The following is a 25,046-nucleotide window of genomic DNA, read 5'->3' as shown; positions in this document are numbered from 1 at the left end:
TCAGTCATTCCGGTTTCAGGACCAGGAAGAAATTGGGAATCTTTCTTTTTTTGATTTCATTTATCTTAAGATAATCCTTCGAGCTGCTCAAAAACAGGAAGTAAAGCCCTTCCCTTTTCTGTAAGATTATATTCGATATGAAGTGGTTTTAACCTGATGGTTGTTTTTTCCAAAAGGCCTTCTTCTTCCAGTTCTCTCAGCGCAACAGCTAATGACTGTTTGTTCGAGCCCTGTATTTCTCTGAGCAACATGCTAAAACGCAACGGTGACTGCACGGCCAGACGAAAAATTTCTGCTTTCCATTTTCCCGACAATATTTTTAAAAGCCTTTGTGCCGGACAGGTCTCGGTCTCTTCTGTAATTTTTTTTATAGTCATAAAATGCCGGCCTTTTGCTTAGGAAATGAGTTATTAAAAATGGTAATGCAAAAGTATAAAAATACGGGCAGAAAAGAGCCCCTAAAGTATTAATGAAGAATTATTTAAAAACTGCCCCCAAATGGTGATACGTTATTGAGGGCAGTACAAGTTAAAGGTTTTAAGCCGGGATGAGTTTTGTTGTAATTCCGATTCTGTTCCAGGCGTTGATGGTAATAATAGCCAGGATTACCTGGGCCAGATACGTTTCATCCAATACTTTTGCAGCCTGCTCATAGGTCTCGTCTTTTACGTGATTGCCAATTAATGTAACTTCTTCGGTCAGGGCCAGGATGGCTTTTTCTTCTTCAGTAAAAAACGGAGTATCGCGCCAAGCATTAAGAGCGTAAATACGCTGCTCGGTTTCTCCTGCTTTACGGGCCTCTTTAGTGTGCATGTCAATACAAAATGCACAGCCATTTATTTGCGAAGCCCTGATTTTGATTAAATCCTTATGTGTTTTTCTTAAAGGAGTGCTTTCAATAAATTTCTCCAGTCCCAGAATAGCATTATACCCTGCAGGTTCTGTCTGATCAATACGAATTCGTGTTTTCATTTTCTTTATGATTTGATATTAATTTTTGTTCTGTATTTTTCTAAAAGTAAATTGAGATTATCCAGTTCATCCGGACTTAAATTATGTGCCATTTTTTCTTCAAGAGCACTAATTTTAGGCTTTATTTCATTAACGAATTCAATTCCTTTTGGGGTAATAAATACATCTATTTTTCTTCTGTTTTCAGTACACACTTCCCTTTTTACCAGTTTTTTCAGGAGCAGTTTGTCTACCAGTCGTGTCGTGTTGCTTGTTTTGGTTATCATTTTTTCCTGAATTACACACATATTCGCGGGTATCCCGTTTTGGTCATTCAGTATTTCCAAAACATTCAATTGTTCGGAAGACAAATCGTAGGGTTTTAATATCTCATTAAAACGCTCACAAATACTATTTTGAGTGTAAATAATATTCAGTAAAATTTTCCTGCTAACAGGTAATGCTATAGTCGATCGAATTATCTCTTCTATCTTCATAGCTGTATTTTTTTGAGTGCGTGGTAAAATTCATTTAGAATAGTAAGAAGGCTTTCGTTTTCTATTGCTGAATTCATCTGATTTAAAATATAGATTCCTATTTCTTTTCAGCAAAATTAAAGCAACAAAACCGATACAAAATATACCAATTCTAAAATAAGAGGTAGCCCAGTAATCTAAAATAATACTTGTTTTAATATACCAAGCGCCTGGACTATTTCTTTTTCGTCAAGCGAAGCAAAACCCATTCTCATGGCATTATTTGAGAAGGATTCATTTTTGTAAAAACTGCCGTTATCGATATAAAGACCTTTTTTTCCGGCTTCTTGAGACATTTTTACCAAATTTGTTTTTTCATTAAAAACAGACCAGACGGCAAGTCCGCCTTGGGGAGTGGTGAATTCGATACTATCTTTAAAATCAGATTTTAATATAGTACAAAACAGATTCCTGCGCTGTTTGTATATTTTTAATGATTTCCTAAAATGCCTGTCCATTTCACCATTATTAAACATCACGGCAAAAGCATCTTCCAGTAAAGTATCTCCTTGTTTGTCTATCAATTCTCTTAATGATGCCGCTGCGTTAATAAAAGCAGGAGGTCCTGTCATGAAACCAATCCGCAATGCCGGTGCAAAAGTTTTGGAAATCGAACCAATGTAGATAACATTGTGATTATGATCAATACTTGCCAATGGCAGATAAGGTTTATTATCATAGTGAAAATCAAAGTCGTAGTCGTCTTCAATAATGGCAAAACGGTATTCTTTGGCCAGTTTTAAGAGTTTTAATCTTCTTTCCATGCTCAGGGTCACGGTTGTCGGAAAATGATGATGCGGAATTACATAAACTGCTTTTATTTTTTTGTGAAGCAAAATTTCTTCAAGATAATCAATGTCCAGTCCGTTTAAATCAACGGGAATACGAAGCAAATCTGCACCGCAATGCCTGAAAGTATCATCGGCAAATGTATAATTTGATACCCCGGCTGCAATCGTATCAGAAGGGCTTAAAAGTAATTGAGACGCCAGGTAAATCCCCATCTGACTTCCTTTTGTAATCAGTATATTTTCTGGAGAAACTGCCAACCCTCTTGTGTTCGAAAGATAACCTGAAAGTGAAATCCGAAGGTGTTCTGATCCTTTTGAGCTTCCGTACTTGAGGAAATTTTTTCCGTAGAATTTTCTCGAAAGACTTCTGTATTCGCGCATTAACTGATCTACCGGAGCCAGTCGTACATCGGGGAAGCCATCATCAATTGCCAAAACCGGTTTTTGAAGATTTCGGCTCGGAACGGCATTTTTAAAAGTATTGGTCCATACAAAAGACTCTTTCTGATCGCTGCTTTTATTCTTTTCAGGAAGATTGTTTTTTAAAATAACCGGAAGCTTAGAAAGCACAAAAACACCTTTTCGTTCTACCGATTCCGCCCAGCCCTGGCTGATTAATTCTTCGTAAGCCAGTTTTACGGTATTCCTGTTTATACCAATCAGTTCTGCCAGAATACGGGAACTCGGAAGCATATCCGAAGGCTGCAAAGTACCATTGGTAATCAGGGAAATAAAATTATTACAAACCTGAATGTAAATGGTTACAGGTATCTTTCGGTCGATCTGGATTAAAGATTTATACGGCAACATCTGGGCTGTAGTTTTAATAAAAATTGGTATACAAATTTAATCCAAAACCACGATACTTTTGACGAAAATTATTTAAAAATGAAAAAAGTATTAGTTGTGAATTCAAGCATACGATCGCTTAATTCGCACAGCAGAAAACTCACCGAAGTTTTTACCACCCACTGGAAAAAAAGTTATGATAATCCTGTAATAACCTACAGGGAACTGGGAAATGAGCCTGTTTCACACATTAGCGAAAACTGGGTAAATGCCACCCAAAAACCTGAAAAAGACAGGTCCGAAGCAGATAACGAAATCCTGAAATCCAGCAATGTCTACATATCAGAATTACGTGAGGCTGATATAATCGTTTTGGGAGTGCCAATGTATAACTGGTCTGTCCCAAGTGCCTTAAAAGCGTATATCGATCAGGTTTTCCGGTTTAATGAAACCTTTACCGTAAATCCGGAGAATGCTGAAAATCCGTATGTCGGGCTGCTCGAAAACAAAACTATGGTGCTGCTGCTTTCAAGAGGTGCTTCGGATTATGAAAAAGGAGAATCTAATGGACATCTGAATTTTCAGAGTACTTACTTAAAAACTGTTTTTGGGATTATGGGAATTCACAACGTTCATCAGATTACGGTAGACGGTGCTTCATTTGATCAGGAAGTTCTTAAAAAGACTGTAGAAACGGCACATCAGAATGTCAGGGATTTAATAGACCTGAAACTGATTTAAAATCAGATTCGTAAATTTTTAAAATCATGAAAAATAATGCACTCAAAGGAAGTCTTTTTATAGCATTAGGAGCTTCCAGTTATGGCATGCTGGCTACTTTTGTAAAAATGGCTTATCAGGAAGGCTTTACCACTGCAGAAGTAACCCTCTCGCAATTTAGTCTTGGTTTTTCAGGGCTTTTTATACTGACATTATTTAGCAAAAGAAATCCAGAGTCAAACACGGCATCATCAGGCATAAAAAGCATTCTAAGGCTTATGATGGCCGGAACATCGTTGGGCTTAACCAGTGTTTTTTATTATATGTCTGTCAAATTTATTCCGGTAAGTGTCGCTATTGTGCTGTTGATGCAAACGGTCTGGATGGGGGTTATTGTAGAAATGATCGTTCATAAAAAAACGCCGGGATTACGCAAAATCGTATCTGTTTTGGTCATTCTGGCAGGAACAATTCTGGCTACAAACCTGCTAAAAGAATCCGTAACGATAAACTGGGAAGGTTTTCTCTGGGGAAATTTGGCTGCACTTTCTTATACGGCTACGATGTATTCGTCTAATAATATTGAAATTAATTCTCCTCCGTTAAGAAGAAGCCTTTTTATGATTTTGGGCGGATTAATTGTTATTTCCCTGATTTTTAATTCTTCTCTGAATCAGGAATTTTCATATTCTGTTTTTCTGCGTTGGGGAGTTTTGATTTCTTTGTTTGGAACTGTACTTCCGCCTTTGCTTTTTACACGGGGAATGCCGCTAACAGGCATAAGTCTCGGCGCTATCATTGCTGCGATTGAAATACCTGTTACCATTTTAATGGCGTATATCTGGCTTAAAGAACCCGTTAATTTCCTGCAATGGCTGGGTGTTATCTTAATCCTGTCAGCCATTGTGGCAATGAACATTGAGCAAAAAAGAAGTTGATTTTCCGGTTAATGCCAAACTAAAAAGTCCCGTCTAAGAAACGGGACTTTTTAATGAATACAAAATTCATCGGAAAGAAAAGAGATTTTGTTATTCTTTAATGACATTCAATGCCAGGCTTTTTGCTCTGTAAGTGTTAAAAATCATAAACAGAACGGTAACAATCAGAAGCAAAGAAAGATCTGCCGCACCAAGCAACAACTGGCTTTTTACTTCGAATAAATTCGTAAATCCATAGCTGAATACAGAACTGATCATATACATCACACCGCCTGTAAGTCCGCTTGCTACACCGGCATTTTTTGAAAAACGGGTTAAACAATAGGCATACACAATATTAAAAATAAAACCTCCGGCAATATGAATTCCGATTATAAACCCGATCAGCGTATAAAGGCTGCTGGTATAAGAAGCCGTGAAAATCATCAACAAAACCAGAATTATCTGTATCCCAAATGCCGTTCCTACTTTTTGAGCCAACGGTTTTTTGATCAGTGATTTTGCGATAATTCCGCCTGTCATCAGAGAAAATCCGGACAATAAAGAGCTATAACCTGTAGTAATGGCAGAATATCCTAAAACACGTTCGATAATAAAAGGACTTGACAAACTGTACACAATCACGATACCAAAACAGATTCCGATAATAATAAGACCTAATGTAAAATCAGCTGTTCTGAGCATTCCTGAATAAGTTTCTACAATTGATTTTAGTTTGAATGGCTGATAATGTTTTAAAGATTCTCCGCTGTAAATTAATTCTAAAATCACAAAAGCCAATGACAAAACACCAAGGAAATAAAAATTAGATCTCCACCCAAAACTGTTTTGCAGGTATCCGCCTAAAAACGGTGCCATAATAGGCGCACACGCCCAGATAATTGAAAACAGGCTGATATAACTTTTTAGTTTTTCGCCTGAAAAGAGATCAACAAAATAAGCTCGTTTTCCTACTACGATAAGTGCAATAGTAATTCCCTGAATGATTCTCATAGCGTATATCACATAGATATTAGGAACGAGTGCAATAACAAAACTGGTCAAAGAAAATAAGGCCAGTGAGGCAACACCTATCTTATATCTTCCGAAACTGTCTAATATGCTGCCGATAAAAAACTGGCTTACCCCAACGCTAAACATAAACAGTACCAGCGATAGTTGTACAGCTCCTGCCGAAACGTGCAAATCACTTGCCATGGCAGGAAGCGACGGCAAATAAATATCTGTTGCAAAACCGGATAATGGGATCAGTGCAAGGGCGAGTATAGTACTAAAGCCCTTGTGGTTTTCTTGTAAAGTTTTCATTTTTTCTATTATAATTATGCCCCGTGCGCTTCATCAGAAACGGATTTCCATTCTGCAAAGCTTTCAAGACGTTCTTCGTATACTTTTGTTACTGCCGGATAAGCAAATGAACCCAGTAATAATCTCAAAGGCGGTTCTTTTGCATCTACCAGTTTCAGGATAACAGGAGCCGTTGCTTCCGGTTTTCCGAATATTCCCGGAGTTGCTACCGCTTCGTTAAAACCTGCTTTTACAGGATCATAAACTGACATACTTTTGGTTTGAAAAGCCGATTCTCCCGACCAGTCTGTAGTGTAACCGTTAGGTTCAACCAAGGAAACATTGATTCCAAAACCCTTAACTTCTGATGCAAGTGTTTCGCTTAAACCTTCTACTGCAAATTTGGAGGCATTATAAAGTCCGAGAACCGGAAGTGTTATCAATCCTAAGAAACTCGATACCTGAATAATATGACCGCTTTTTTGTTCGCGCATAACAGGCAATACCGCCTGAGATAACCAAAGCACGCCGAAAAAATTAGTTTCCATCTGGTTTCTTGCTTCTTCTTCAGACGTTTCTTCAACTGCTCCAAACAAACCATAACCGGCATTGTTGATCAGGACATCTATTCTTCCAAAATGTTCTTTTGCTTTATTTACAGCTTCAAAAGCCGCTTTTCGGTCGTTTACGTCCAGTTGAATTGGCAACACCAAATCTCCATATTGGGTTTTAAGATCTTTAAGTGCTTCGGTGTTTCTTCCGGCAGCCACTACTCTGTCCCCACGTTTTAAAAATGCTTCTGCCCAGATTCTTCCAAATCCTTTAGTGGCTCCTGTTATTAAAATTACTTTTGACATTCTGATTATATTTAATTATTAAACTTTTATTTAAAATAGACCGTTCGGTCTAAAAATTGGTAAAAAAAATATGTTATAACACATATCTTTTAAAATCCTCTTTGATACTTTCCAGCACAATTGCCATTTGTTGATTCCCAACTAATTTTCCACATAATATGGCACCTTCTACCATTGCAAAAATCTTGATGCTGAATTCTTCCGGATTCACGGCTGATGACAATTCGTTATTTTTGATTCCGTTTTCCAGTATATTGAAGAATCTTTTCTGGGCAGAATAAGCTGCTTTTTTTACCTGTTCTTTCATTACAGGATTTGTGTCATCTGCTTCTGTTCCGAAATTTAGTATCGGACAGCCTTCCATCATACTCTGGTCGTTTTTATAAACATCCAGTAAATTAAAAAGCTTATCCTGAGCCGATTTCCCTTTGCCAACAGCCAAATCCAACTTATTTGCCAATTGTGATCTCAGGTACATAAAAGCTTCCATGCAAATTTCTTCTTTGCTTTCAAAGTTTCCGTAGATTCCCCCTTTAGCCAGCTTCGTAGCTTCCATGATATCAGACATAGAAGTTCCCGCCATCCCTTTTTTATTGATAATAGGAGCTGCTGCTTCTATAATAAATTGTCGTGTTCTTTCTGCTTTACTCATGATCTTCTCATTTTGACTCTGCAAATATAAGACCGTTCGGTCTAAATTAAAAAATATTTTAACTTTTATTTTAAACTGAATGGTTTAAAATGCCTTTATATTCACCTTTAAAATAAAAGTTTAATGCCATTTTACGGGCTTTAACGAGATATTTTAGATTTACAAAAATTTTGGCCTGTGTTTTTAAAAATTAACAAAACTCATTAAAAGACAATTTCTGATTACCTTTGCTGTATCATTTCAACAGAGTAATTATGCTTTCCTTATCTGATTTGCTTGTAGAAAAAGAGATTAAAAATTCCTTCTCTATTCATTTTTTTGAGAATAAGGAATACAGCAATCTGCCTGTTTATCGCCTTACTTATAACCGTATTTTGCTGCTTAATTCCGGAAAGGGAGAAATTTTAATTGATGATGAAACTTTTGAGGTTAAGGGTAACATGCTGTTTCTGATTGCAAAAGGCCAATTGATACGTTTTAAATCTGAAACTACCTTTACAGGATATGAACTTAGTTTTGGTGACTGTTTTTGGGAAAGAACGCCCTCCAGTGCCAATAACTGCAAAGCGGTCTTGTTTAATGATGCCTCTGCCAACCAGACGATCCCTTTGAATAAGGAAGATCATGAGGAATTAAGTGCTGTTTTTAAATTTTTATTGTATGAATACCAGAAAGAGGAATACATCAATCAGCTCGATGCAATGGCGGCTTACCTTAAAATTATCATGATAAAAATTGCCAATGTTAATCATTCGCTTGCAAAAGGATTTGACAGTTATGAAAACCAACTCTATGCACAGTTTTTAGCACTGATTAGCAAGAATTATAAAACCTCACGCGAGGTTGCCGATTATGCCAGGCTTTTGGGGATTTCTGCACGCAAACTAACTGATTTATCCAAACGTTGCAGTGACAGAGGGGCAAAAGAATTAATAAACGGACAAATTATAGCCGAGGCAAAACGATCCCTGCAGTTTACTTCGAATCCCATTAAAGAGATTGCTTTTGAATTAAATTTTGTAACACCGGACCAGTTTAGTCATTTCTTTAAAAAGAACACTCAGGTATCACCCAACGATTACCGCTCCCTTTTCTTAAATATTGGAATTTAATACGTTACAAATCAGATTGTCGTTTTTAACATGTGCTTGACGGAATTTGGCATTTTACAAATTCTATGACAGTGATACCTTTGAAAAAAACAAACAATCATGTCAGTAAACAAATTAAAAACAATTGCAGGAATCACTATTCCTGATAGTGCTATCGCCCATCAGGCTACAGAACTTTTATTAGAACACGGAACAGAATTTATCTACAATCATTCTTTGCGTGTGTTTCTTTTTTCTTCTTTAAACGGAAAAAGAAAAGAGCTAAAATACGATGAAGAGTTATTGTATGTAGCTTCTGTTTTTCACGATTTGGGTTTAACAAAACACTACAGCAGTACAGATCTTCGTTTTGAAGTAGACGGTGCCAACGCTGCCCGCAATTTCCTAAAAAGCCACGGATTGCCAAAAGAATCCTTACAATTAGTCTGGGACACGATTGCACTGCATACCACTATTGGAATCGCAGAGCACAAAGAACCGGAAGTAGCACTCATGTATTCCGGAGTTGGCCTAGATGTTATGGGTGAAGGTTACGAGCATCTTAGTGATGAGAACAGAATAGCTATTCTTGACGCTTTTCCACGCAATGATTTTAAAAAGAATATAATCCCCACTTTTTTCAGTGGTTTTGAACATAAAACAGAAACTACTTTTGGAAATATCAAAGCGGATGTTTGTGCTTACATGATTCCAAATTTTCACCGTAAAAATTTCTGTGATTGTATTTTACATTCGCCCTGGAAAGAATAAAACCTCTATAACAACATGTTATTAAAAACCGAAGTTTAGCCAGACTTCGGTTTTTTTGCTTTTACAATTCATTTATCAAATTCTATTGGGCTGTATATTTTATCAAAACTGGAATATAATAGCAGTCCAGAATAGATTTAATTTTGTCCAATAAATCAATTAAAAAAATAAAGACATGAAAAATTCATTTAAAACACCGCAGCTTCTATTACGTCTTGCGTTAGGAATCGGATTTATTTCGACAGTATCAGACAGACTTGGTCTTTTGGGTCCAATGGGAGGAAATATCGAATGGGGAAACTGGAATAACTTTATTAATTACACCGCGACATTAATGCCGTTTCTGGACAGACCTGCAGTTGAAATCATGGGAAGCCTTGCCACCGCAGCAGAAGCTATAATCGGGGTTTTGCTTATTGCCGGATTAAAAACACGTCAGGCAGCAATGGCAAGCTGTCTATTGACCCTGATCTTTGCTTTGGCAATGACTACTTTTTTAGGAATAAAAGCTCCACTGAACTTTGCTGTATTTTCTACCTGTTCAGGAAGTCTTTTGCTGGCTACAATACCGGTTTATAACTGGAGTCTGGACAATTTGTTTGCACATGATGCGGAATAATTATTTGTGTGTTTTATTATTTATAATTCCTTTTTTGGCGAAGGCACAGCTTGAAACTTACGGCAGATATACCGAAAACGGCAATATAGAACCAAACATTAATTATTCGGGAGCAGCAAAAATAACAGACAAAATATCCTTAACTTTTTTTGGGCTTGTAGAACAAAAATGGAGCGAAGCTTTGATTGGGGTCAAATATTCTCCGACAAATACTTTTAGCATTGGGGGAAGTGCCGGTATTGAACAAGGAACAAATTCTCCCCGTTACAGTGCCAGTATCTGGAAATTAAAAGGAAAGACATCACTGCTTGTTTTGGGAGAATTGGGCAGTGGTAAAGATAATTATCTGTACAAAGTCAATTTGTTTCATCAGTATTCAGATCTCTTTACTTTTGGTCTTACTGGCTGGAGATTTCACGGCGTCGGGCCCAACTTCAGGTTTACAGTTAAAAAACTTTCATCGACTTTATGGTCAATGCCGGCATATGACTTTGAAAGTAATACATCAAAATTTATGTTTGGAATTAGTTATAAAATGTAGGTTTTATAAAAGCTCATCAGATTTGATGGGCTTTTGAGATTATTTATTTTTGAAAAAAAGTATCTCAAAATCAGCCTCTTTCAAATCAAATAAATTTTCCTGATTTCTTTTTTTAACCAATTTCCAAAAGTAATCCGCATTTTCGGGAAAAGGTATTTTTACAAGACCGGTTATTCTGTTTCCGTTGGCATTGAGATAACCGGAAACATAAGCCAGAATATGTCTTTCATTAAAACTTTCCAGAAATTCAGGCCTTATTTCTGCATTCGTTGCAAAACATACTTTCCCTTCACCCTGTAGTGAAGGTAAAAATGGAATCCCGATACAATCAGCAATTACCCGAATATCTTTTTCTGCAATTTTCAGCATATCTAAAATTACCCATTTATTTTAAACAAAAAAAACTCCTGTTCAGATGAACAGGAGTTTACAACAAATTAATTTCTAGGCATTCTGAATTATATCATAATCAGACTGTCAACCCACGGGTCAACCATCCTCTTTTATTGGCAGTTACAATGGCATAAGGCGTTATCCAGAATAAGCTAAAAGTATAAAAAATGCTGTACGAATAAGCCCAGAAAGCTTCTGATACGCTATATCTTTTCGCATAAAAAAGTACTGGAAAAGTAGATACAATTAATATACTTAATAGAGTTGAACTTAAAAACAACAACGGATGGGTTGCAATAAAAATCAACATAAAAATCAGGAAGGGATAAGCTAAAATGATTTTTAACGATTGGTTAATAAACAAAAGTCTTGCACCAAATTTAGATTCTTTTCTAAAGTCTTTAAAAACATATTTAGCCATCATCAGGTTCTCACGTACATTACTTCTGCTCCATCTGATGAACATTTTATATAAACCGGTGTAATCTTCCGGTACGTTTGTCAAAACATAAGCATTTCTTTGAAACAACACATGAAGTCCCTGTTTCAGGATCATATTCGTCATCGCACGGTCTTCACCAATGTCAGATGGCTGTCCCATAAAGGTCTGGTTGATCCATTCCGGCAGACAGCTCATTACAGCATCTCTGCGGTAAGCTGCGGCTGCACCGGGAGTACACAGAACTGAACCCAGCTGACTTTCGGCAGAACGCATGAATTCAAAACTCATGACGAAACTTACGTTTAACATTTTAGGAAGTATTGCTTTTTTATTATTCAAAACATGAACATTTCCGGCAACTGCACCACATTTTTTATTCACTACAAAAGGACTCACTAAATTTCTCAAAGTATCCTTTTTTACGATTGAATCACTGTCTACGGTTACAAAGATTTCTCCTGTACCCAATTCAAATCCACGGTAAAGTGCGTGACGTTTTCCTCCGTTTTCCGGTTGTTGAAAAATCGTTAAACGGTCTCCTAATTTCAGTTTTGCCTGTTGCATCCAGTACCAGGTATCATCTTTACTACCATCGTCAATAGCAAGAATTTGTAATTTTTGCTCCGGAAAATCACTGTCTGCAAGACTTAATAAAGTATCCCAAACCAGTTTACCTTCATTATAAGCCGGAACTATAACGGTACACGTTGGCAGCAATTCGTCTGAAACAGACTCAATTGGTTTGTATTGAAAGAAAAGATATAAGTTGTATAGAAAAACCCCGCTCTGAAAGATAAACAAAGCTGCGGCTAAAATTAAAAAAGAAAATCCAACAGGTGAATTCAATCTGTCGATATGAAACTGGTCAAAATCGGGTTGAAACTGAAATACCATAAAAGCTCCCCCCAGCATTAGTGCAAAAGTACCTGACAGTACAATAGCCCCTAAGCGTGAAGTTTTTTCTTTCTCTGATGTTTTTGATTTGCTGTTAACACGAAAAATGGAACTGTTTATAGAAAGTTCGTTGTTAGTATTGATATTGTCGGCTGTAGTATAAAATTGGTCTGAAATAATTGTTTCACTTTTCATATTGCACTTTCTTATTGATTTGTATCTGTATGGCTTTTATTAAATTTTTCCTGATGACAGGATTTTACACAAATCAATTTAGCAATGGGTGTGCCATTGTACTACAAAGTACGTTATGAGCGTTTTACGATAATTCGGGAGATTTCAGAGTGTATAAAGTTTATACACTTGTACAATGTTTATACAACTTTTGTGTGTATTCGGTGCTCCGGTTTACTAGTAAATACAGCTGTTTTGAAGTGGCACGGCTGTTATTTTTCCTTTTTTAAAGAATCAAAAAAGGCGTTTAAAATTTGTTCATTTATAACGACAAAAAAAGGAAAATAGTATAATCCTATTTTCCTTTTTTTTTAGAAATCAACTGAAACTTTATGTCTTTCAATGTTTTAGTCTTTTTCACCTTTTATAAATTTTCCTTCTTTAGTAAATTCAAGGTCAATTTTGTTTGTCAGATCGACATCCAGGTCTTTGTGACCGTAATCAATATGGGTGATTTTTTCGTTCGGATAATTTTTTGCCACATAATCTTTTACAGCCGCCGGAATAAAAGCAGTCGGAATCGGTTTGTCGCCGCCATCGACTTCACGGTACGAACCATCTTTCCAGAACTCTACTTCTGTTCCGTCTTTCAGTTTCACTTCATATCCTTTTTCGCCGTGTTCGGCATCTTTTTTTACAACTGCAATTTCAGAATTGCTAAAATGTTTTTTCAGAAAATCCTGCGCAGGCTGCGGCAGCTCTGTGACTGTAATTTTCTTTTGTGCGTTGGCCGATATTGCAAAACCCAGCAATAGTGCAGCACTAATGATTCTTATTTTCATGGTTTGAATTTTAAAATTATCCTCACTAATTTATAACATAAGAAAATATTTACAAATCATTTTAAGAAATCTTTATAATTTAAATCATTTATAATCAAACAGATCCTGATCTCACTTTAATGCATTTTTTTTCCTTCTTATGATTTGAGTCATAAAATAGCGTTTTGGTACTGGTCTAAATTTGTGGAAGTAAAAATTTTAAAGCGCTTTATTATTATTACCGTCCACAATATTTAAATCCTAATATAAATATCACAATATGAATACCTATCAGAAAGAGCTTATCAAAGCTACCATTCCAATTTTAAGAGAAAGCGGTGAAGACCTGACCAATTATTTTTACGCCAGAATGTTTAAGGCTCATCCCGAATTGCGAAATATGTTCAATATGGGAAATCAGGCCAACGGAAGACAAAAATCCGCTTTGGCAAATGCCGTTCTGGCTTACGCCGAAAACATTGAAAACCCTGGTGTTTTAATTGGTGTTTTGAAAGGAATCGGTACCAAACACAGAAGCCTGAACATTCAGCCTGATCAATATAAAATCGTAGGAACACATCTTATCGCTTCTATCGGCGAAGTGGTTGGTGAAGCTGCAACGCAGGAAATACTTGATGCCTGGACTGTTGCTTTTTATCAGCTGGCGCAAATTATGATTGATCTTGAAAAAGGGTTGTATGAAGAAAATATAGAAAAACCGGGAAGCTGGAACGGATGGAGAAAATTCATCATCAAAAAAATTGTTCAGGAATCAACCGAAATTAAATCATTCTATCTTTATCCGGAAGACGGAAAAGCCATTGCCGATTTTCATGCCGGCCAGTTTATAAGCGTTCAGGTTTTCGTTCCCGAATTAGATCTTTTACAGCCAAGACAATATAGTTTATCAAGCGCTTCTAATGCTGAATATTACAGGATTTCGGTAAAAAGAGAAAGCGGTATTGCACCAAATCCGTCCGGGTTTGTTTCCAATACTTTACATTCAAAATCAGAAGGCGATGTGATTTCCATTTCATCTCCGGCAGGATTATTCCATTTAGAAAAAGATTCCAAAAATCCTTTGGTATTAATTAGCGGTGGTGTTGGTCTTACCCCTATGCTGAGTATGCTGGAAACAAATCTGAGCTCTATTCAGAATAAAAAAACAATCTGGATTCACGGTTGCAGAAATGAATCGGTTCATGCTTTTAAAAATCAGATTATTGATATCAAAAAAGAAGCGCAGCATCTGGAAACTTTTACGTTTTATGATAAGGTAGAAAGTCATGACGAAACTTCCAATCAGATCATAAAAGGGCGCGTTGACCTTCATAAATGCAAAGAAGCCATATTACTGGAAGAAGCAAAATTTTATATCTGTGGCCCTGAAATGTTTATCAAAACACAATACGAAGCACTGATCAACCTAAATGTTAATCAGGCCAATATTTTCTACGAAGAATTTGGCCCGCAACTTATTAATTTGAATTAAGGTGAAGATTGCCGGATTATACAAAAGAAAATATGTAACTCAGTTTCTGCAAAATCTTACTACTACCTTTTTTATTACTTTTACCCTGGCTAGTATAAATTGCGCAGACAGATCTAATTTTTTATTTTTCTGGATGCGCTCCTGGATCGTTGCCGGACTGATTTCGAATCTGTTTTCATTTTTTATATTTTCAAACAGAAAATAAAACAAAAAAGCCTTCATTTTATGGAGGTTTTTTTTTGAGTTATACTAAATGATATAAATTATAAACTCTGAAAATATTTTTTGCCATAAATAATTTTATATCAATTAGTAAAAAAGCACTTATAACTGATTCATAAATTCAAAGTTTTCTATAAATAATTTTGAATCGCCATTAATTAATTTGAATTTTACTTACAGATATTTCCTAAACGCCATTTATAATATGAAAACATTCTTTATTACTGCATTATTGGTTATCGCTTTCTTTTTTGTTGTCAGACAATTTATTTACAAACCCTATGCCTGGAAAAAAGCAATCAATAGCAAGGAGCATCAGTTGCAGGTTGGAAGTTTTATTTTCAGCAGCGAAAGAGGTTCAAACGGAAGCCAGAGTTTTACCACTCACTATTTTGTTTTTAAAGTAATTGAAATCAATGGTGATTTTGTACGGTTTTCTGTGATTAGAAAATTATCTGAAAAATATAAACTTGTACAGGGTGATTTTTCTACAACTTCATCTGATTATAAGAAATTGAAGAAAACCGTAAAGGAGAAATTAATTACACCAATTTTAAGAGACGATTTATATAAAGGTGAAGGGCCGAGTTATATGCTAAATGATTATTTAGTGGGCAAATATCCCGATTTAAACACCTCACGATATTATTATGAAGATATTCCGGCGGAGGAGAAAAACAAAGCTTTGCCCACAGACCCACTTGACCTGACTCTTTATTTTAGTCTGGTATATTCTAAAAAAGAAATTATTGAACACGGAAAACTTACTCCGTGGATTATGAACAATAGTCTTAAAAATGCGCCTGAGTTAGCCGACAGGCTTTCTAAAAAAATAGATTTGATACTGAATTAAGCATTATTCCAGATCCCGTAAACCTTGCCTTTTATCTGCTTTCAAAAAAAAAAAATATTTTTTTATTTTTTTGTCCAATTCCAAAAGTTCAGTTGTTATTGAGGTATAAACATTTAAATTTATACAACATGGAAACCAGAATTAATGTATTCGAAAAAGGTCAAAAAGCATTAGCTCCATTATTTGGAATTACAGGTTATCTGAAAAAAACTACTCTTGAGAAATCTCTTGTAGATTTAATAGATTTCAGAGTATCACAAATCAACAATTGTGCTTATTGTTTAGACATGCACTCAAAAGAAGCTTTGGCTCACGGTGAAGACATCCAGCGTTTATTAGGAATCAGTGCGTGGAAAGAAACTCCTTATTTTACACAACGTGAGAGAGTGGCTCTTGCATGGGCAGAAGCAGTAACAGCCTGTGATGTTCCGGATGATATTTACAATCTTGCTCATGGGGAATTTTCAGATGAAGAGTTAATCGATCTTACTCTTGTCATCACAACTATTAACACATGGAACCGTTTTAACCTGGCTTTCCCTAATACTCCGGGAACTTACAGAGTCGGGCAATTCGGATAAATAAAAAACAGCTGTTTTTATTCGGTAAAACATTAAATTTATAGTGGAATAAAAACAGCTTTTCTTTTTAAAATGCAAATTGATAAACTTATAAAAACATAAAAAATGAATGAATTTTTGTTGATTTTCAGAAGAGATTTTATATCAAAAGAAGCACAGCCTTCTCCGGAAGAACTGCAGCAGCATTTGCAGCAATGGCAAAACTGGTTTGGCGGTCTGGCAGCCCAGGATAAGTTAGCAAGACCTTTGCAGCGTTGGGACGGACAGGGAAAACTGGTAAGCTCCAAAGGAATTACAGATGGTCCTTTTGTTGAAATCAAAGAATCTATTGGCGGACTGATTATTGTAAAAGCCAAAGATTATGATGAAGCTGCAGCTATTGCACAAGGTTGCCCGGTTTTGAACTTTGGCGGAAACGTAGAAATCAGAATGGCGTTCTAGATTCTTTTTTTTAAATCCAATTTTTTAAATTCCAAATTCCAATTTCCTGAAAATTGGAATTTGAAGTTTAGATATTTTTTTACCCGTAGTTTGTCCTGACAGAAAACTGTTAATTTTGATTGCGGAGTTTCTTGTGTGGGATCCTTCCTTCGTCAGGATGACAAATTCCGAAACCTGAAACCCGAAACCTGAAACTTGAAACCCGAAACCTGAAACTTGAAACCTGAAACTTGAAACTTGAAACTTGAAACCTGAAACCTGAAACCTGAAACTTCAAACCTGAAACTTAAAACATCAAAAGATTGAACAACCAAGAACTTATCCCCAACCTTTTTAGAACCGAGTATCAAAAAATAGTTTCAGTTCTTTCCAGTTTATTTGGCATTCATCATATTGAAATTGCCGAAGATATTGTGAGTGATACTTTTCTGGCAGCGTCAGAAACCTGGGCTATAAAGGGAGTTCCGGAAAATCCAACCGCATGGCTTTATACAGTCGCCAAAAATAAAACCAAAAACTACCTGAAGAGAAATACTGTTTTTGAAACCAAAATTGCTGCCGAAATCAAATACAATTCGCCTTTAAATAATCCCGAAATCGACATTGATTTATCAGAACAGAATATTGCAGACAGCCAGCTTGCCATGATATTTACGGTCTGTAATCCGTGTAATTCTGATGAAGCACAAATTGCGCTGGCACTCAATTTATTATGTGGTTTTGGAGTAAATGAAATTACCGATGCTTTTCTTTCGAACAAAGAAGTAATTTATAAAAGAATCAACCGTGCTAAGGAAAAACTCAAAGAAGAAAATATAAAAATACAAAACCCCAGCAGCTCTCAGGTAACAGACAGGATTCAAACGGTGCTCAAAACCATTTATCTTCTGTATTCAGAAGGCTACTACTCTACTTCACAAAATACTACTTTACGAAAAGATCTTTGCGCAGAGGCCATGCGCCTTACTTTTTTACTGATTCAAAACAACAACACCAATCTGCCCGAAACCAACGCTTTGATGGCCCTGATGTGTTTTCATTCTTCCAGATTTGAAGCCCGGACATCAGAAAATGGGGAAATTATTTTATATGAAGATCAGGATCAGTCCCTTTGGAATCAGGAACTGATAGAAAGGGGAGCTTATTTCCTGAGCCGTTCTTCAACGGGAAATAAACTTTCCAAATACCATCTCGAAGCCGGAATTGCGTATTGGCATACGATTAAAGAAGATAGTATTGAAAAATGGGACCACATCCTGGAACTGTATAATAATCTCATTATTTTAGAGTATTCGCCCATCGTTGCTTTAAACAGGACGTATGCTTTGTCTAAAGTAAAAGGCAAAAAAGAAGCTATCATTGAGGCTGAAAAACTTAATTTAACAGAAAATCACTTTTATTATTCGCTTCTCGGAAATTTATATGCTGATTCTGATAAACAAAGGGCTTCAGAGGCGTTTGCAAAAGCCCTTGATTTAGCGAAAACGGCTTCGGACAAAAATGTTATTCGCAAAAATATTGAGCAACTGAACCTAAATAAGCAGTAAAAATTTAATATAGCGAACCAAATATCATGTTTTCACATCAAATCGTTGCATTAACATAAATTCATTGCCAATCTTTCTAAAAAAGCTTTAATTTTCTTTAAACAGCTGTTAAATCTTTAATAAATATTAATTGAAAATTTCGCAGGAAAACGTATATTTGAGTAAACAGAATATATTTTATCGTGCAAGAACAAACAAAATCACATAGTTTTATTTTTCCAAAAACCCCTACGGGAGTTGACGGTCTGGACGAGATTACTGATGGTGGATTTCCTTCGGGACGACCTACATTAATCTGCGGCGGTGCCGGTTGCGGAAAAACATTGTTATCCATGCAATTCCTTATAAAAGGAATTACAGAGTATAACGAACCCGGAGTTTTCATGTCTTTTGAAGAACCCTCCGATGACCTTACTTTAAATGTAAAATCACTGGGCTTTGACCTGGAAAAACTTAAAAAAGATAAAAAATTAGTAGTCGATCATGTCAGAGTCGAAAGATCTGAAATTGAGGAAGCAGGCGAATATGATCTGGATGGATTATTCATCAGATTAGGTTATGCGATTGATTCGATTAAAGCAAAACGTGTCGTTCTGGATACTATAGAATCGTTATTTGCAGGACTTGATAATCAGGCGATACTGAGAGCTGAATTGAGAAGATTATTTCACTGGCTGAAACAAAAAGGCGTAACGGCAATTATTACAGGAGAACGCGGAGAAGCTACCCTCACCCGCCAGGGACTGGAAGAGTATGTTTCTGACTGCGTAATAGTACTGGATCACCGTGTTATTGAACAGGTTTCTACCAGAAGGCTCCGAATTGTAAAATACAGGGGATCTACTCATGGTACAAACGAATACCCGTTTCTTATTGATGAAAACGGTATTTCCGTACTTCCTATTACGTCCCTGAAACTGGACAACGAAGTTTCTTCAGAAGTGGTTTCGACAGGGTTAGAAGGATTAAACGGTATGTTTCAGGGCGGAGGTTATTACCGCGGAAGCAATATTTTGGTTTCCGGAACTGCCGGAACTGCCAAAACTACCATCGCTTGTTATTTTGCTACCCAGCAATGTAAAAATAAGGAGAAAACCATCTATTTTGCTTTTGAGGAATCACCACAGCAATTGGTTCGAAATATGAAATCAATCGGCGTTGACCTGCAGAAATTTTTAGATAATGGCACTTTACAGATTCACTCGTCAAGGCCTTCGCTTAATGGTCTTGAACTGCATTTGCTTACACTTCGAAAATTAATCAAAGAGTTTGAACCTACTACCATTATTATTGACCCGATCAGTAATTTAATTTCTGTAGGAAGCGAGCACGAGGTAAAATCAATGCTGGTGAGGCTTATAGATATGCTGAAAGCGAACAATATTACGGCACTTTTTACGTCTTTAAATAAACAAACTGAAAATTTCAGACCGGATCTTGCAGAAGAATCCGTATCCTCATTGGTTGACACCTGGATTACGGTACGCGATATGGAAGGAATCGGGGAAAGAAACCGTGGAATCTTTATTGTAAAATCAAGAGGTATGGGGCATTCTAACCAGGTAAGGGAATTTGTTATTACCAACAAAGGAATTGAATTACTGGATGTAGAACTGGGCCCGCAGGGAATATTGACAGGTGCAGCGAGAACGTCACACCAGTTCAAAAAAACCATTTCGGATATTAAATTACAAAACGAAATAAGCCGAAAAGACAGGGAAATTGAGCGAAAACGTAAAGTTTTGGAAGCTAATATAGAAGCACTTAAAACCGAGTTTGAATCTGCAGAAGATGAATTAAGTATCCTGAAAGCCACAGAAGAATTACAGAAAAAATTGTCTTCTAACAGAAAAAAACAGTAAAATGAAAAAAGAAGTTGTAGCCGAATGGCAATTATTGCTTTATATAGCCGGACAAACACCAAAGTCAATAAAGGCACTGGAAAACATAAAAAAATATGCGGAAGAATATCTGGCCGGAAAATACAGCATTGAAATTATCGATTTGCTGAAAAATCCACAGTTGGCAGAAGGCGACCAGATTTTGGCTGTACCAACTTTAGTGAGAAAATTTCCGGAACCAATCCGTAAAATTATTGGCGACCTTTCTAATGAGGAGAGAGTACTTGTGGGTCTTAATATTAAACCTATAAAGTCATAAAAATGAGTAACTCAACTGATGATACAAGTGCGTCCAAACATAGGTTTATACTTTTTGTTGCCGGTATGTCTGTTAAATCAGGACATGCAATAGAGAACCTGCGCCGGATATGTGACAAGTATCTGGAAAATAATTACGATCTGGAAATTATAGATATCAGCCGTGACAAAGAGCAGGCCATTATACATCAAATTGTTGCCATTCCGACTTTAATAAAAACAAGCCCGGAACCCAAAAGAATCATTTTAGGTGATTTATCAGACAAAGCAAAGGTTTTAAAAATTTTAAATATAGAGGAATAAATTTGGAGGATAAAAATTTAAATATCAAATCCTTATTGGCAGAAATAGCGTCTTTGAAAGAAGAACTATATGAATCAAATAGTATTGTTGATGCTATAAAGGGCGGCGATGTAGATGCGTTGGTTTTAAACAGTAATGGAGTACCACAGCTTTATTCATTAGAAACTGCCGATTACACCTTCAGGCTCCTTATCGAAAAATTTGGACAGGGAGCCCTGAGTATATCAAGAAATGGGCTGATATTATATTGTAATGATTATTTTGCAAAACTGGTAGGTATCTCTTCAGAAAAAATAATCGGAACTTATTTGTATGAATATTTTAATAATGAGAGCAACTTTGTTTCTCTTATTGAAGCTCTTAAATATGGTGTTACAACGCATGAAATTGTGTTTAATACCATTCATGAGAAAAAAACTTTTCCGGCTTACATTGCCCTGACAGATCTTGAACCTTCTGTACAGGGTATTGGTATTGTGATTACGGATTTAACCGAAAAGAAAAAACATGAAGATGCCTTAATTCATCATCAGAAGGAGCTTGAGGAAAAAATCAATGAACTGAACAGGATCAACAAAAATCTGGGAGAATTTATACATGTAATATCACATGACCTTAAGGAACCTTTGAGGAAAATAGTGATGTACAGCCAAAGAATAAACGCCGAGAAACTGGCTGAAGCTGACGCCAAAGCGATGAATGTAATGAAATCATCTGCAGTACGACTGAATTCACTCGTTGACGATTTGGTTAGTTATTCTTCCCATACGGTACAGGAGGAACTTACCGAAGTGAATCTGGCCGAAATAATTTCAGAAGTAAAAGAAGATCTGGAAATCATCATAACCGATAAAAAAGCGACTATCCAAATTGAAAAACTGCCTGTATTGCGCGCTTCCAAAGTGCAAATGCGCCAGCTGTTTTCCAATCTGATTTCAAATGCCATTAAATATAGTAAAACGGATATTCCTCCTGTTATTCAGATTTTTCAGATTGGTGATTACGATGCACAAAACCCAAATCAGAACCACAAATTTGTCCAGATTAAAATAAAAGATAACGGCATAGGGATGGAAGAAAGCCACCTGACCAAAATTTTTACCATTTTTCAGCGTTTACATGCTAAGAATGAATATTCAGGAAACGGAATTGGTCTTGCGATCTGTAAAAAGATTATGGAAAACCATTCCGGTTATATAACCGTCGATAGTAAACTTAACGAAGGCACTACATTTAATCTATATTTCTCAATTCTATAAAAATGCAAAAAATGAACCTACATATAATTATTGCCGAAGATGATATTGATGACGCAGATATCATCTGCGATTCCTTTAATAAGAATGCGCATTTTGATAAAGTTAGCCTGGTAACAAACGGAGAAGAGCTTTTGAATTACCTGAAAGACACTTCTAAGGAAACACCGGATGTAATTCTTACGGATATCAATATGCCGCTAAAAGACGGAATCGAAGCATTACAGGAAATTTTGAATACCGATCAAATTAAGCATATACCGTGTTTTGTTTATTCGACCAGTATAAATCCTGCCTATAAAGAAAAATGTGATCAGCTGGGCGTAAAAGCGTACCTGATTAAACCTTATTCTATAGAAGGCTTTGAGGAGATTCCTAAAAACATTTTAAAAATTGTTGAAACCGAAATTACGGTATAATGAAGAACCATAATTTTTTTGAATCAAATTATAAAAAACTAGGGTTCCTGGTTCTTAATGCTGATTCTGCTGAAGAAATTAACGGGGATTATTTCAAACCTTATATTAAAGTTCTTTACTTACCGGAAAATTATTCGATAACAATCGATTTCAAACATTATCAGACAACAAGCCCTTCCCTTTTTTTTATTAACAGCAACCAATATTTGCAGATTAATAAAGAAGGAAAACAACACGGTTATTTTATGTATTATAACCGTGACTTTTATTGTGTACAGATTCACGATGCCGAAGTGGCCTGTGACGGATTGTTATTTAATAATATATTTGAAATGCCAATGACAGCCCTGCCTGATAATGAGGTTTTGTTTGTAGAAGGCATTTATACCCAGATTCAGCAGGAATTTGATACTCCGGACTCTTCACAGGAAGAAATGATCCGGACGTACCTGAAACAACTGATCATAAAAGCAACCCGAATCTGGAAAATTCAGCAATTGGGTGCTCTGAATAATGAGCCTTCAAAAGAAATGGATTTCTTCAGGGATTTCAGCCGTCTGGTAGAAATTCACTTCAGGACCAAACATACGGTTGCCGATTATGCCGATATACTGGGCGTGGCACCCAAAACCTTATCCAATAAATTTAATCGCCTGGAGTTAACGCAGCCAAACGATATTATAAAAGACCGGATTATTCTGGAAGCCAAAAGACTTTTAGGATATTCTGCCTTAAGCGTAAAAGAAATTGCCTACCAGCTCGGATATGAAGATCCGGCTTATTTTAACCGCCTTTTTACCAACAAAGTTGGAGATACTCCCTCAAATTTCAAGAAAAAATACCTACAAGGGAAAAATGTACAATCAGAATAGACTTTTATCTATTTCCTGAGCCTGACTACCGCCATATCTTTGTCCTGTCAAATTAACTGATAAACATTATAAGATATGAAAACTATAGCACAAGCCGTTTTGAACGGTAACATCAAAAACAGAATCCAACAAGGTTTGTTTATTATCGCATTACTAACTCTTAACACAAATGTCATGGCACAGGAAAGACAATACAAAGGAGAAAATGACCCACAGGTTTTTACAGAGGTAAGAAGTTTTTTGAAAGCATTAAATTCCGGTGACGGAAAACCGCTTGAACAATTAAGTGTCGCTGATGCACGCGGCGTGTTGGTTGGAGCTCAAAAATCGGTAGAAGTAAATTATTCCGGAATTGAGGAATCTGAAAAAGTGATTTCCCAAAACGGACTTAAAGTGAAAATTCATATCACCAAACCAAAAGGTTCAAAAGCAGATGCCCCGGTTTTTATCTTTATCCACGGTGGCGGATGGGTTTTGGGAGATTATCCGACACACAGAAGATTAGTTAGGGATTTGGTTGTGGCAAGTGGCGCGGTTGCTGTATTTCCGGACTACACTCCTTCTCCGGAAGCACAATATCCGGTGGCCATAAACGAAATTTATGCGGCAACACAATGGGTTTCTGAAAATGGAAAAGAAATTGGCGTAAACGGAAAAAACCTTGCTGTAGTAGGAAACAGTGTCGGAGGAAATATGACTGCCGCTATTACCCTAATGGCGAAAGATAAAAAAGGACCGCACATTAAACTACAGGTTTTATTATGGCCGGTAACAGATGCAAATTTTGAAACTGAATCTTATAATTCTTTTGCAAACGGAAGATTTTTGACCAAAAATATGATGAAATGGTTCTGGGATAACTATTTACCGGACAACAATAAAAGAAAAGAAATCTATGCTTCTCCATTGCAGGCCAGTTTAGACCAATTAAAAGACTTACCTCCTGCACTTGTGCAAACTGCCGAAAATGATGTTTTGAGAGATGAAGGCGAAGCGTATGCCAGAAAACTAAACGAAGCTGGAGTACCTGTAACACTAACAAGATACAGCGGATTGATACATGATTACGGACTTTTGAACCCAATTGCAAATGTTCCGGCTGTGCAAACTGCTATAGAACAGGCTGCGGTTGTGATTAAATCGACTCTGAAATAAGTAAAACAATATAAAAATTCAAAAGGGAATAGTGACCAGACTATTCCCCTTTCTTTCTAATATTCAAAAAAATGCAACATATTACAAAAGTGCTTCTACATAATTTGCGATCTGAGAATCGGTTTGAGAATTGAAAGAAGATTGTACCAGTTGAACCGTTAAAAACAAAGTATTCTCTTTTAATTCCATTTTCACATCGTCGTTGTTCTCTGAATTGGTAAAATGAATTGTTTTCATTTTATCCTGCAGCGCTTCTTTGCCCATATCATCAGAACATATTTTTTTTACAAATGACTCTACATCATCAAAAACAATATCCAAACGGGATAATGGATATTCATCATAAGCGGTAAAAGTATTCCAGTCAATGTCTACTTTAATATCATAACCGGCTCTGTCTTTTAATTTTGCTTCAAAAGCAGGAACTTTTTCTGTTTTAATCGATTCGGCTAAACGCTTTTCTGCTAATCCCATATTTACTT

The 25,046-nt window shown here is 36.3% G+C and carries 29 protein-coding genes; 18 read left to right on the top strand and 11 right to left on the bottom strand.

Translation table 11 applies throughout. The features are described 5' to 3' along the window. Positions 1-65 precede the first annotated feature (65 nt). The 4 genes from DCO46_RS06295 to DCO46_RS06280 form a co-directional block, all read right to left on the bottom strand. The gene (locus tag DCO46_RS06295; protein ID WP_116751716.1) at positions 66-377 is read right to left on the bottom strand and encodes a winged helix-turn-helix transcriptional regulator; all 312 of its coding nucleotides are present in this window, start codon (positions 375-377) and stop codon (positions 66-68) included. Positions 378-537: 160 nt separating this feature from the next. Further along, positions 538-972 carry a carboxymuconolactone decarboxylase family protein gene (locus tag DCO46_RS06290; protein ID WP_116751715.1) on the bottom strand — a complete coding sequence of 145 codons (435 nt, stop codon included), beginning with the start codon at positions 970-972 and terminating at the stop codon, positions 538-540. 5 nt (positions 973-977) lie between these two features. Next, positions 978-1,448, bottom strand: coding sequence for a MarR family transcriptional regulator (locus tag DCO46_RS06285; protein WP_116751714.1), 471 nt, complete (start codon positions 1,446-1,448; stop codon positions 978-980). A 176-nt stretch (positions 1,449-1,624) separates the two neighbouring features. Continuing rightward, entirely contained in the window at positions 1,625-3,088 is a 1,464-nt protein-coding gene (locus DCO46_RS06280) for a PLP-dependent aminotransferase family protein (protein ID WP_116751713.1), read from the bottom strand. Between the two features lie 78 nt (positions 3,089-3,166). On the opposite strand from DCO46_RS06280, the gene DCO46_RS06275 reads away from it, so the two are divergent. After that, a complete protein-coding gene (locus DCO46_RS06275) occupies positions 3,167-3,808 on the top strand; it encodes an FMN-dependent NADH-azoreductase (RefSeq protein WP_116751712.1) in 642 nt (213 codons plus the stop codon). Positions 3,809-3,834: 26 nt separating this feature from the next. Further along, entirely contained in the window at positions 3,835-4,725 is an 891-nt protein-coding gene (locus DCO46_RS06270) for a DMT family transporter (RefSeq protein ID WP_116751711.1), read from the top strand. A gap of 90 nt (positions 4,726-4,815) precedes the next feature. Here DCO46_RS06270 and DCO46_RS06265 read toward each other — a convergent pair whose 3' ends face one another. The 3 genes from DCO46_RS06265 to DCO46_RS06255 all read right to left on the bottom strand — a co-directional run bounded on the left by DCO46_RS06265 (position 4,816) and on the right by DCO46_RS06255 (position 7,518). Then, on the bottom strand, positions 4,816-6,030 hold the full coding sequence (locus tag DCO46_RS06265; protein ID WP_116751710.1) for an MFS transporter: 1,215 nt from the start codon (positions 6,028-6,030) through the stop codon (positions 4,816-4,818). Positions 6,031-6,044: 14 nt separating this feature from the next. Continuing rightward, the gene (locus DCO46_RS06260; RefSeq protein ID WP_116751709.1) at positions 6,045-6,866 is read right to left on the bottom strand and encodes an SDR family NAD(P)-dependent oxidoreductase; all 822 of its coding nucleotides are present in this window, start codon (positions 6,864-6,866) and stop codon (positions 6,045-6,047) included. Positions 6,867-6,939: 73 nt separating this feature from the next. Beyond that, on the bottom strand, positions 6,940-7,518 hold the full coding sequence (locus DCO46_RS06255) for a TetR/AcrR family transcriptional regulator (protein ID WP_116751708.1): 579 nt from the start codon (positions 7,516-7,518) through the stop codon (positions 6,940-6,942). A 254-nt stretch (positions 7,519-7,772) separates the two neighbouring features. On the opposite strand from DCO46_RS06255, the gene DCO46_RS06250 reads away from it, so the two are divergent. The 4 genes from DCO46_RS06250 to DCO46_RS06235 all read left to right on the top strand — a co-directional run bounded on the left by DCO46_RS06250 (position 7,773) and on the right by DCO46_RS06235 (position 10,540). Beyond that, the gene (locus tag DCO46_RS06250; protein ID WP_116751707.1) at positions 7,773-8,630 is read left to right on the top strand and encodes a helix-turn-helix domain-containing protein; all 858 of its coding nucleotides are present in this window, start codon (positions 7,773-7,775) and stop codon (positions 8,628-8,630) included. A gap of 99 nt (positions 8,631-8,729) precedes the next feature. Then, entirely contained in the window at positions 8,730-9,380 is a 651-nt protein-coding gene (locus tag DCO46_RS06245; protein ID WP_116751706.1) for an HD domain-containing protein, read from the top strand. A gap of 175 nt (positions 9,381-9,555) precedes the next feature. After that, positions 9,556-9,999, top strand: coding sequence for a DoxX family membrane protein (locus DCO46_RS06240; protein WP_116751705.1), 444 nt, complete (start codon positions 9,556-9,558; stop codon positions 9,997-9,999). Positions 10,000-10,033: 34 nt separating this feature from the next. Continuing rightward, positions 10,034-10,540: a hypothetical protein gene (locus tag DCO46_RS06235; protein WP_124019545.1), complete on the top strand. Its 507-nt coding sequence runs from the start codon at positions 10,034-10,036 to the stop codon at positions 10,538-10,540. Between the two features lie 39 nt (positions 10,541-10,579). Here DCO46_RS06235 and DCO46_RS06230 read toward each other — a convergent pair whose 3' ends face one another. The 3 genes from DCO46_RS06230 to DCO46_RS06220 all read right to left on the bottom strand — a co-directional run bounded on the left by DCO46_RS06230 (position 10,580) and on the right by DCO46_RS06220 (position 13,285). Then, complete coding sequence (locus DCO46_RS06230) at positions 10,580-10,909, bottom strand: hypothetical protein (protein ID WP_116751703.1); 330 nt, start codon at positions 10,907-10,909, stop codon at positions 10,580-10,582. 100 nt (positions 10,910-11,009) lie between these two features. After that, on the bottom strand, positions 11,010-12,464 hold the full coding sequence (locus DCO46_RS06225; protein ID WP_116751702.1) for a glycosyltransferase: 1,455 nt from the start codon (positions 12,462-12,464) through the stop codon (positions 11,010-11,012). A 386-nt stretch (positions 12,465-12,850) separates the two neighbouring features. Beyond that, a complete protein-coding gene (locus DCO46_RS06220; protein ID WP_116751701.1) occupies positions 12,851-13,285 on the bottom strand; it encodes a PepSY-like domain-containing protein in 435 nt (144 codons plus the stop codon). Between the two features lie 259 nt (positions 13,286-13,544). Here DCO46_RS06220 and hmpA point away from each other — a divergent pair, with 259 nt between their 5' ends. The 12 genes from hmpA (at position 13,545) to DCO46_RS06155 (ending at position 24,564) form a co-directional block, all read left to right on the top strand. Further along, positions 13,545-14,756 carry an NO-inducible flavohemoprotein gene (gene hmpA / locus DCO46_RS06215; protein WP_116751700.1) on the top strand — a complete coding sequence of 404 codons (1,212 nt, stop codon included), beginning with the start codon at positions 13,545-13,547 and terminating at the stop codon, positions 14,754-14,756. A 427-nt stretch (positions 14,757-15,183) separates the two neighbouring features. Continuing rightward, a complete protein-coding gene (locus tag DCO46_RS06205) occupies positions 15,184-15,831 on the top strand; it encodes a hypothetical protein (RefSeq protein ID WP_116751698.1) in 648 nt (215 codons plus the stop codon). A 128-nt stretch (positions 15,832-15,959) separates the two neighbouring features. Next, positions 15,960-16,412, top strand: coding sequence for a carboxymuconolactone decarboxylase family protein (locus tag DCO46_RS06200; RefSeq protein ID WP_116751697.1), 453 nt, complete (start codon positions 15,960-15,962; stop codon positions 16,410-16,412). Positions 16,413-16,517: 105 nt separating this feature from the next. Further along, complete coding sequence (locus tag DCO46_RS06195; RefSeq protein ID WP_116751696.1) at positions 16,518-16,853, top strand: YciI family protein; 336 nt, start codon at positions 16,518-16,520, stop codon at positions 16,851-16,853. A gap of 302 nt (positions 16,854-17,155) precedes the next feature. Beyond that, on the top strand, positions 17,156-18,400 hold the full coding sequence (locus tag DCO46_RS06190; RefSeq protein WP_116751695.1) for an RNA polymerase sigma factor: 1,245 nt from the start codon (positions 17,156-17,158) through the stop codon (positions 18,398-18,400). A gap of 182 nt (positions 18,401-18,582) precedes the next feature. After that, entirely contained in the window at positions 18,583-20,262 is a 1,680-nt protein-coding gene (gene kaiC, locus DCO46_RS06185) for a circadian clock protein KaiC (protein ID WP_116751694.1), read from the top strand. Between the two features lies 1 nt (position 20,263). Beyond that, positions 20,264-20,560 (top strand): circadian clock KaiB family protein, encoded by a 297-nt coding sequence (locus DCO46_RS06180; RefSeq protein WP_116751693.1) that lies wholly within the window; start codon positions 20,264-20,266, stop codon positions 20,558-20,560. A gap of 2 nt (positions 20,561-20,562) precedes the next feature. Further along, complete coding sequence (locus DCO46_RS06175) at positions 20,563-20,862, top strand: circadian clock KaiB family protein (protein WP_116751692.1); 300 nt, start codon at positions 20,563-20,565, stop codon at positions 20,860-20,862. 53 nt (positions 20,863-20,915) lie between these two features. Then, the gene (locus DCO46_RS06170) at positions 20,916-22,121 is read left to right on the top strand and encodes an ATP-binding protein (protein ID WP_243416265.1); all 1,206 of its coding nucleotides are present in this window, start codon (positions 20,916-20,918) and stop codon (positions 22,119-22,121) included. Between the two features lie 11 nt (positions 22,122-22,132). Continuing rightward, positions 22,133-22,537, top strand: a complete 405-nt coding sequence (locus DCO46_RS06165) for a response regulator (RefSeq protein WP_243416264.1) — start codon at positions 22,133-22,135, stop codon at positions 22,535-22,537. Continuing rightward, positions 22,537-23,409, top strand: coding sequence for a helix-turn-helix domain-containing protein (locus tag DCO46_RS06160; protein WP_116751689.1), 873 nt, complete (start codon positions 22,537-22,539; stop codon positions 23,407-23,409). Before DCO46_RS06165 ends, DCO46_RS06160 begins: the two co-directional genes overlap by 1 nt. Positions 23,410-23,484: 75 nt before the next feature. Beyond that, positions 23,485-24,564 (top strand): alpha/beta hydrolase, encoded by a 1,080-nt coding sequence (locus DCO46_RS06155; RefSeq protein ID WP_207784952.1) that lies wholly within the window; start codon positions 23,485-23,487, stop codon positions 24,562-24,564. Between the two features lie 81 nt (positions 24,565-24,645). Here DCO46_RS06155 and DCO46_RS06150 read toward each other — a convergent pair whose 3' ends face one another. Next, the gene (locus DCO46_RS06150) at positions 24,646-25,038 is read right to left on the bottom strand and encodes a hypothetical protein (protein ID WP_116751688.1); all 393 of its coding nucleotides are present in this window, start codon (positions 25,036-25,038) and stop codon (positions 24,646-24,648) included. Positions 25,039-25,046 lie beyond the last annotated feature (8 nt).

It is taken from the genome of Flavobacterium sp. HTF, from assembly GCF_003105115.1.
Classification (GTDB): domain Bacteria; phylum Bacteroidota; class Bacteroidia; order Flavobacteriales; family Flavobacteriaceae; genus Flavobacterium.
The sequence above is the reverse complement of the archived record's forward strand: the minus strand, read 5'-3'. Positions and strand labels throughout refer to the sequence as shown.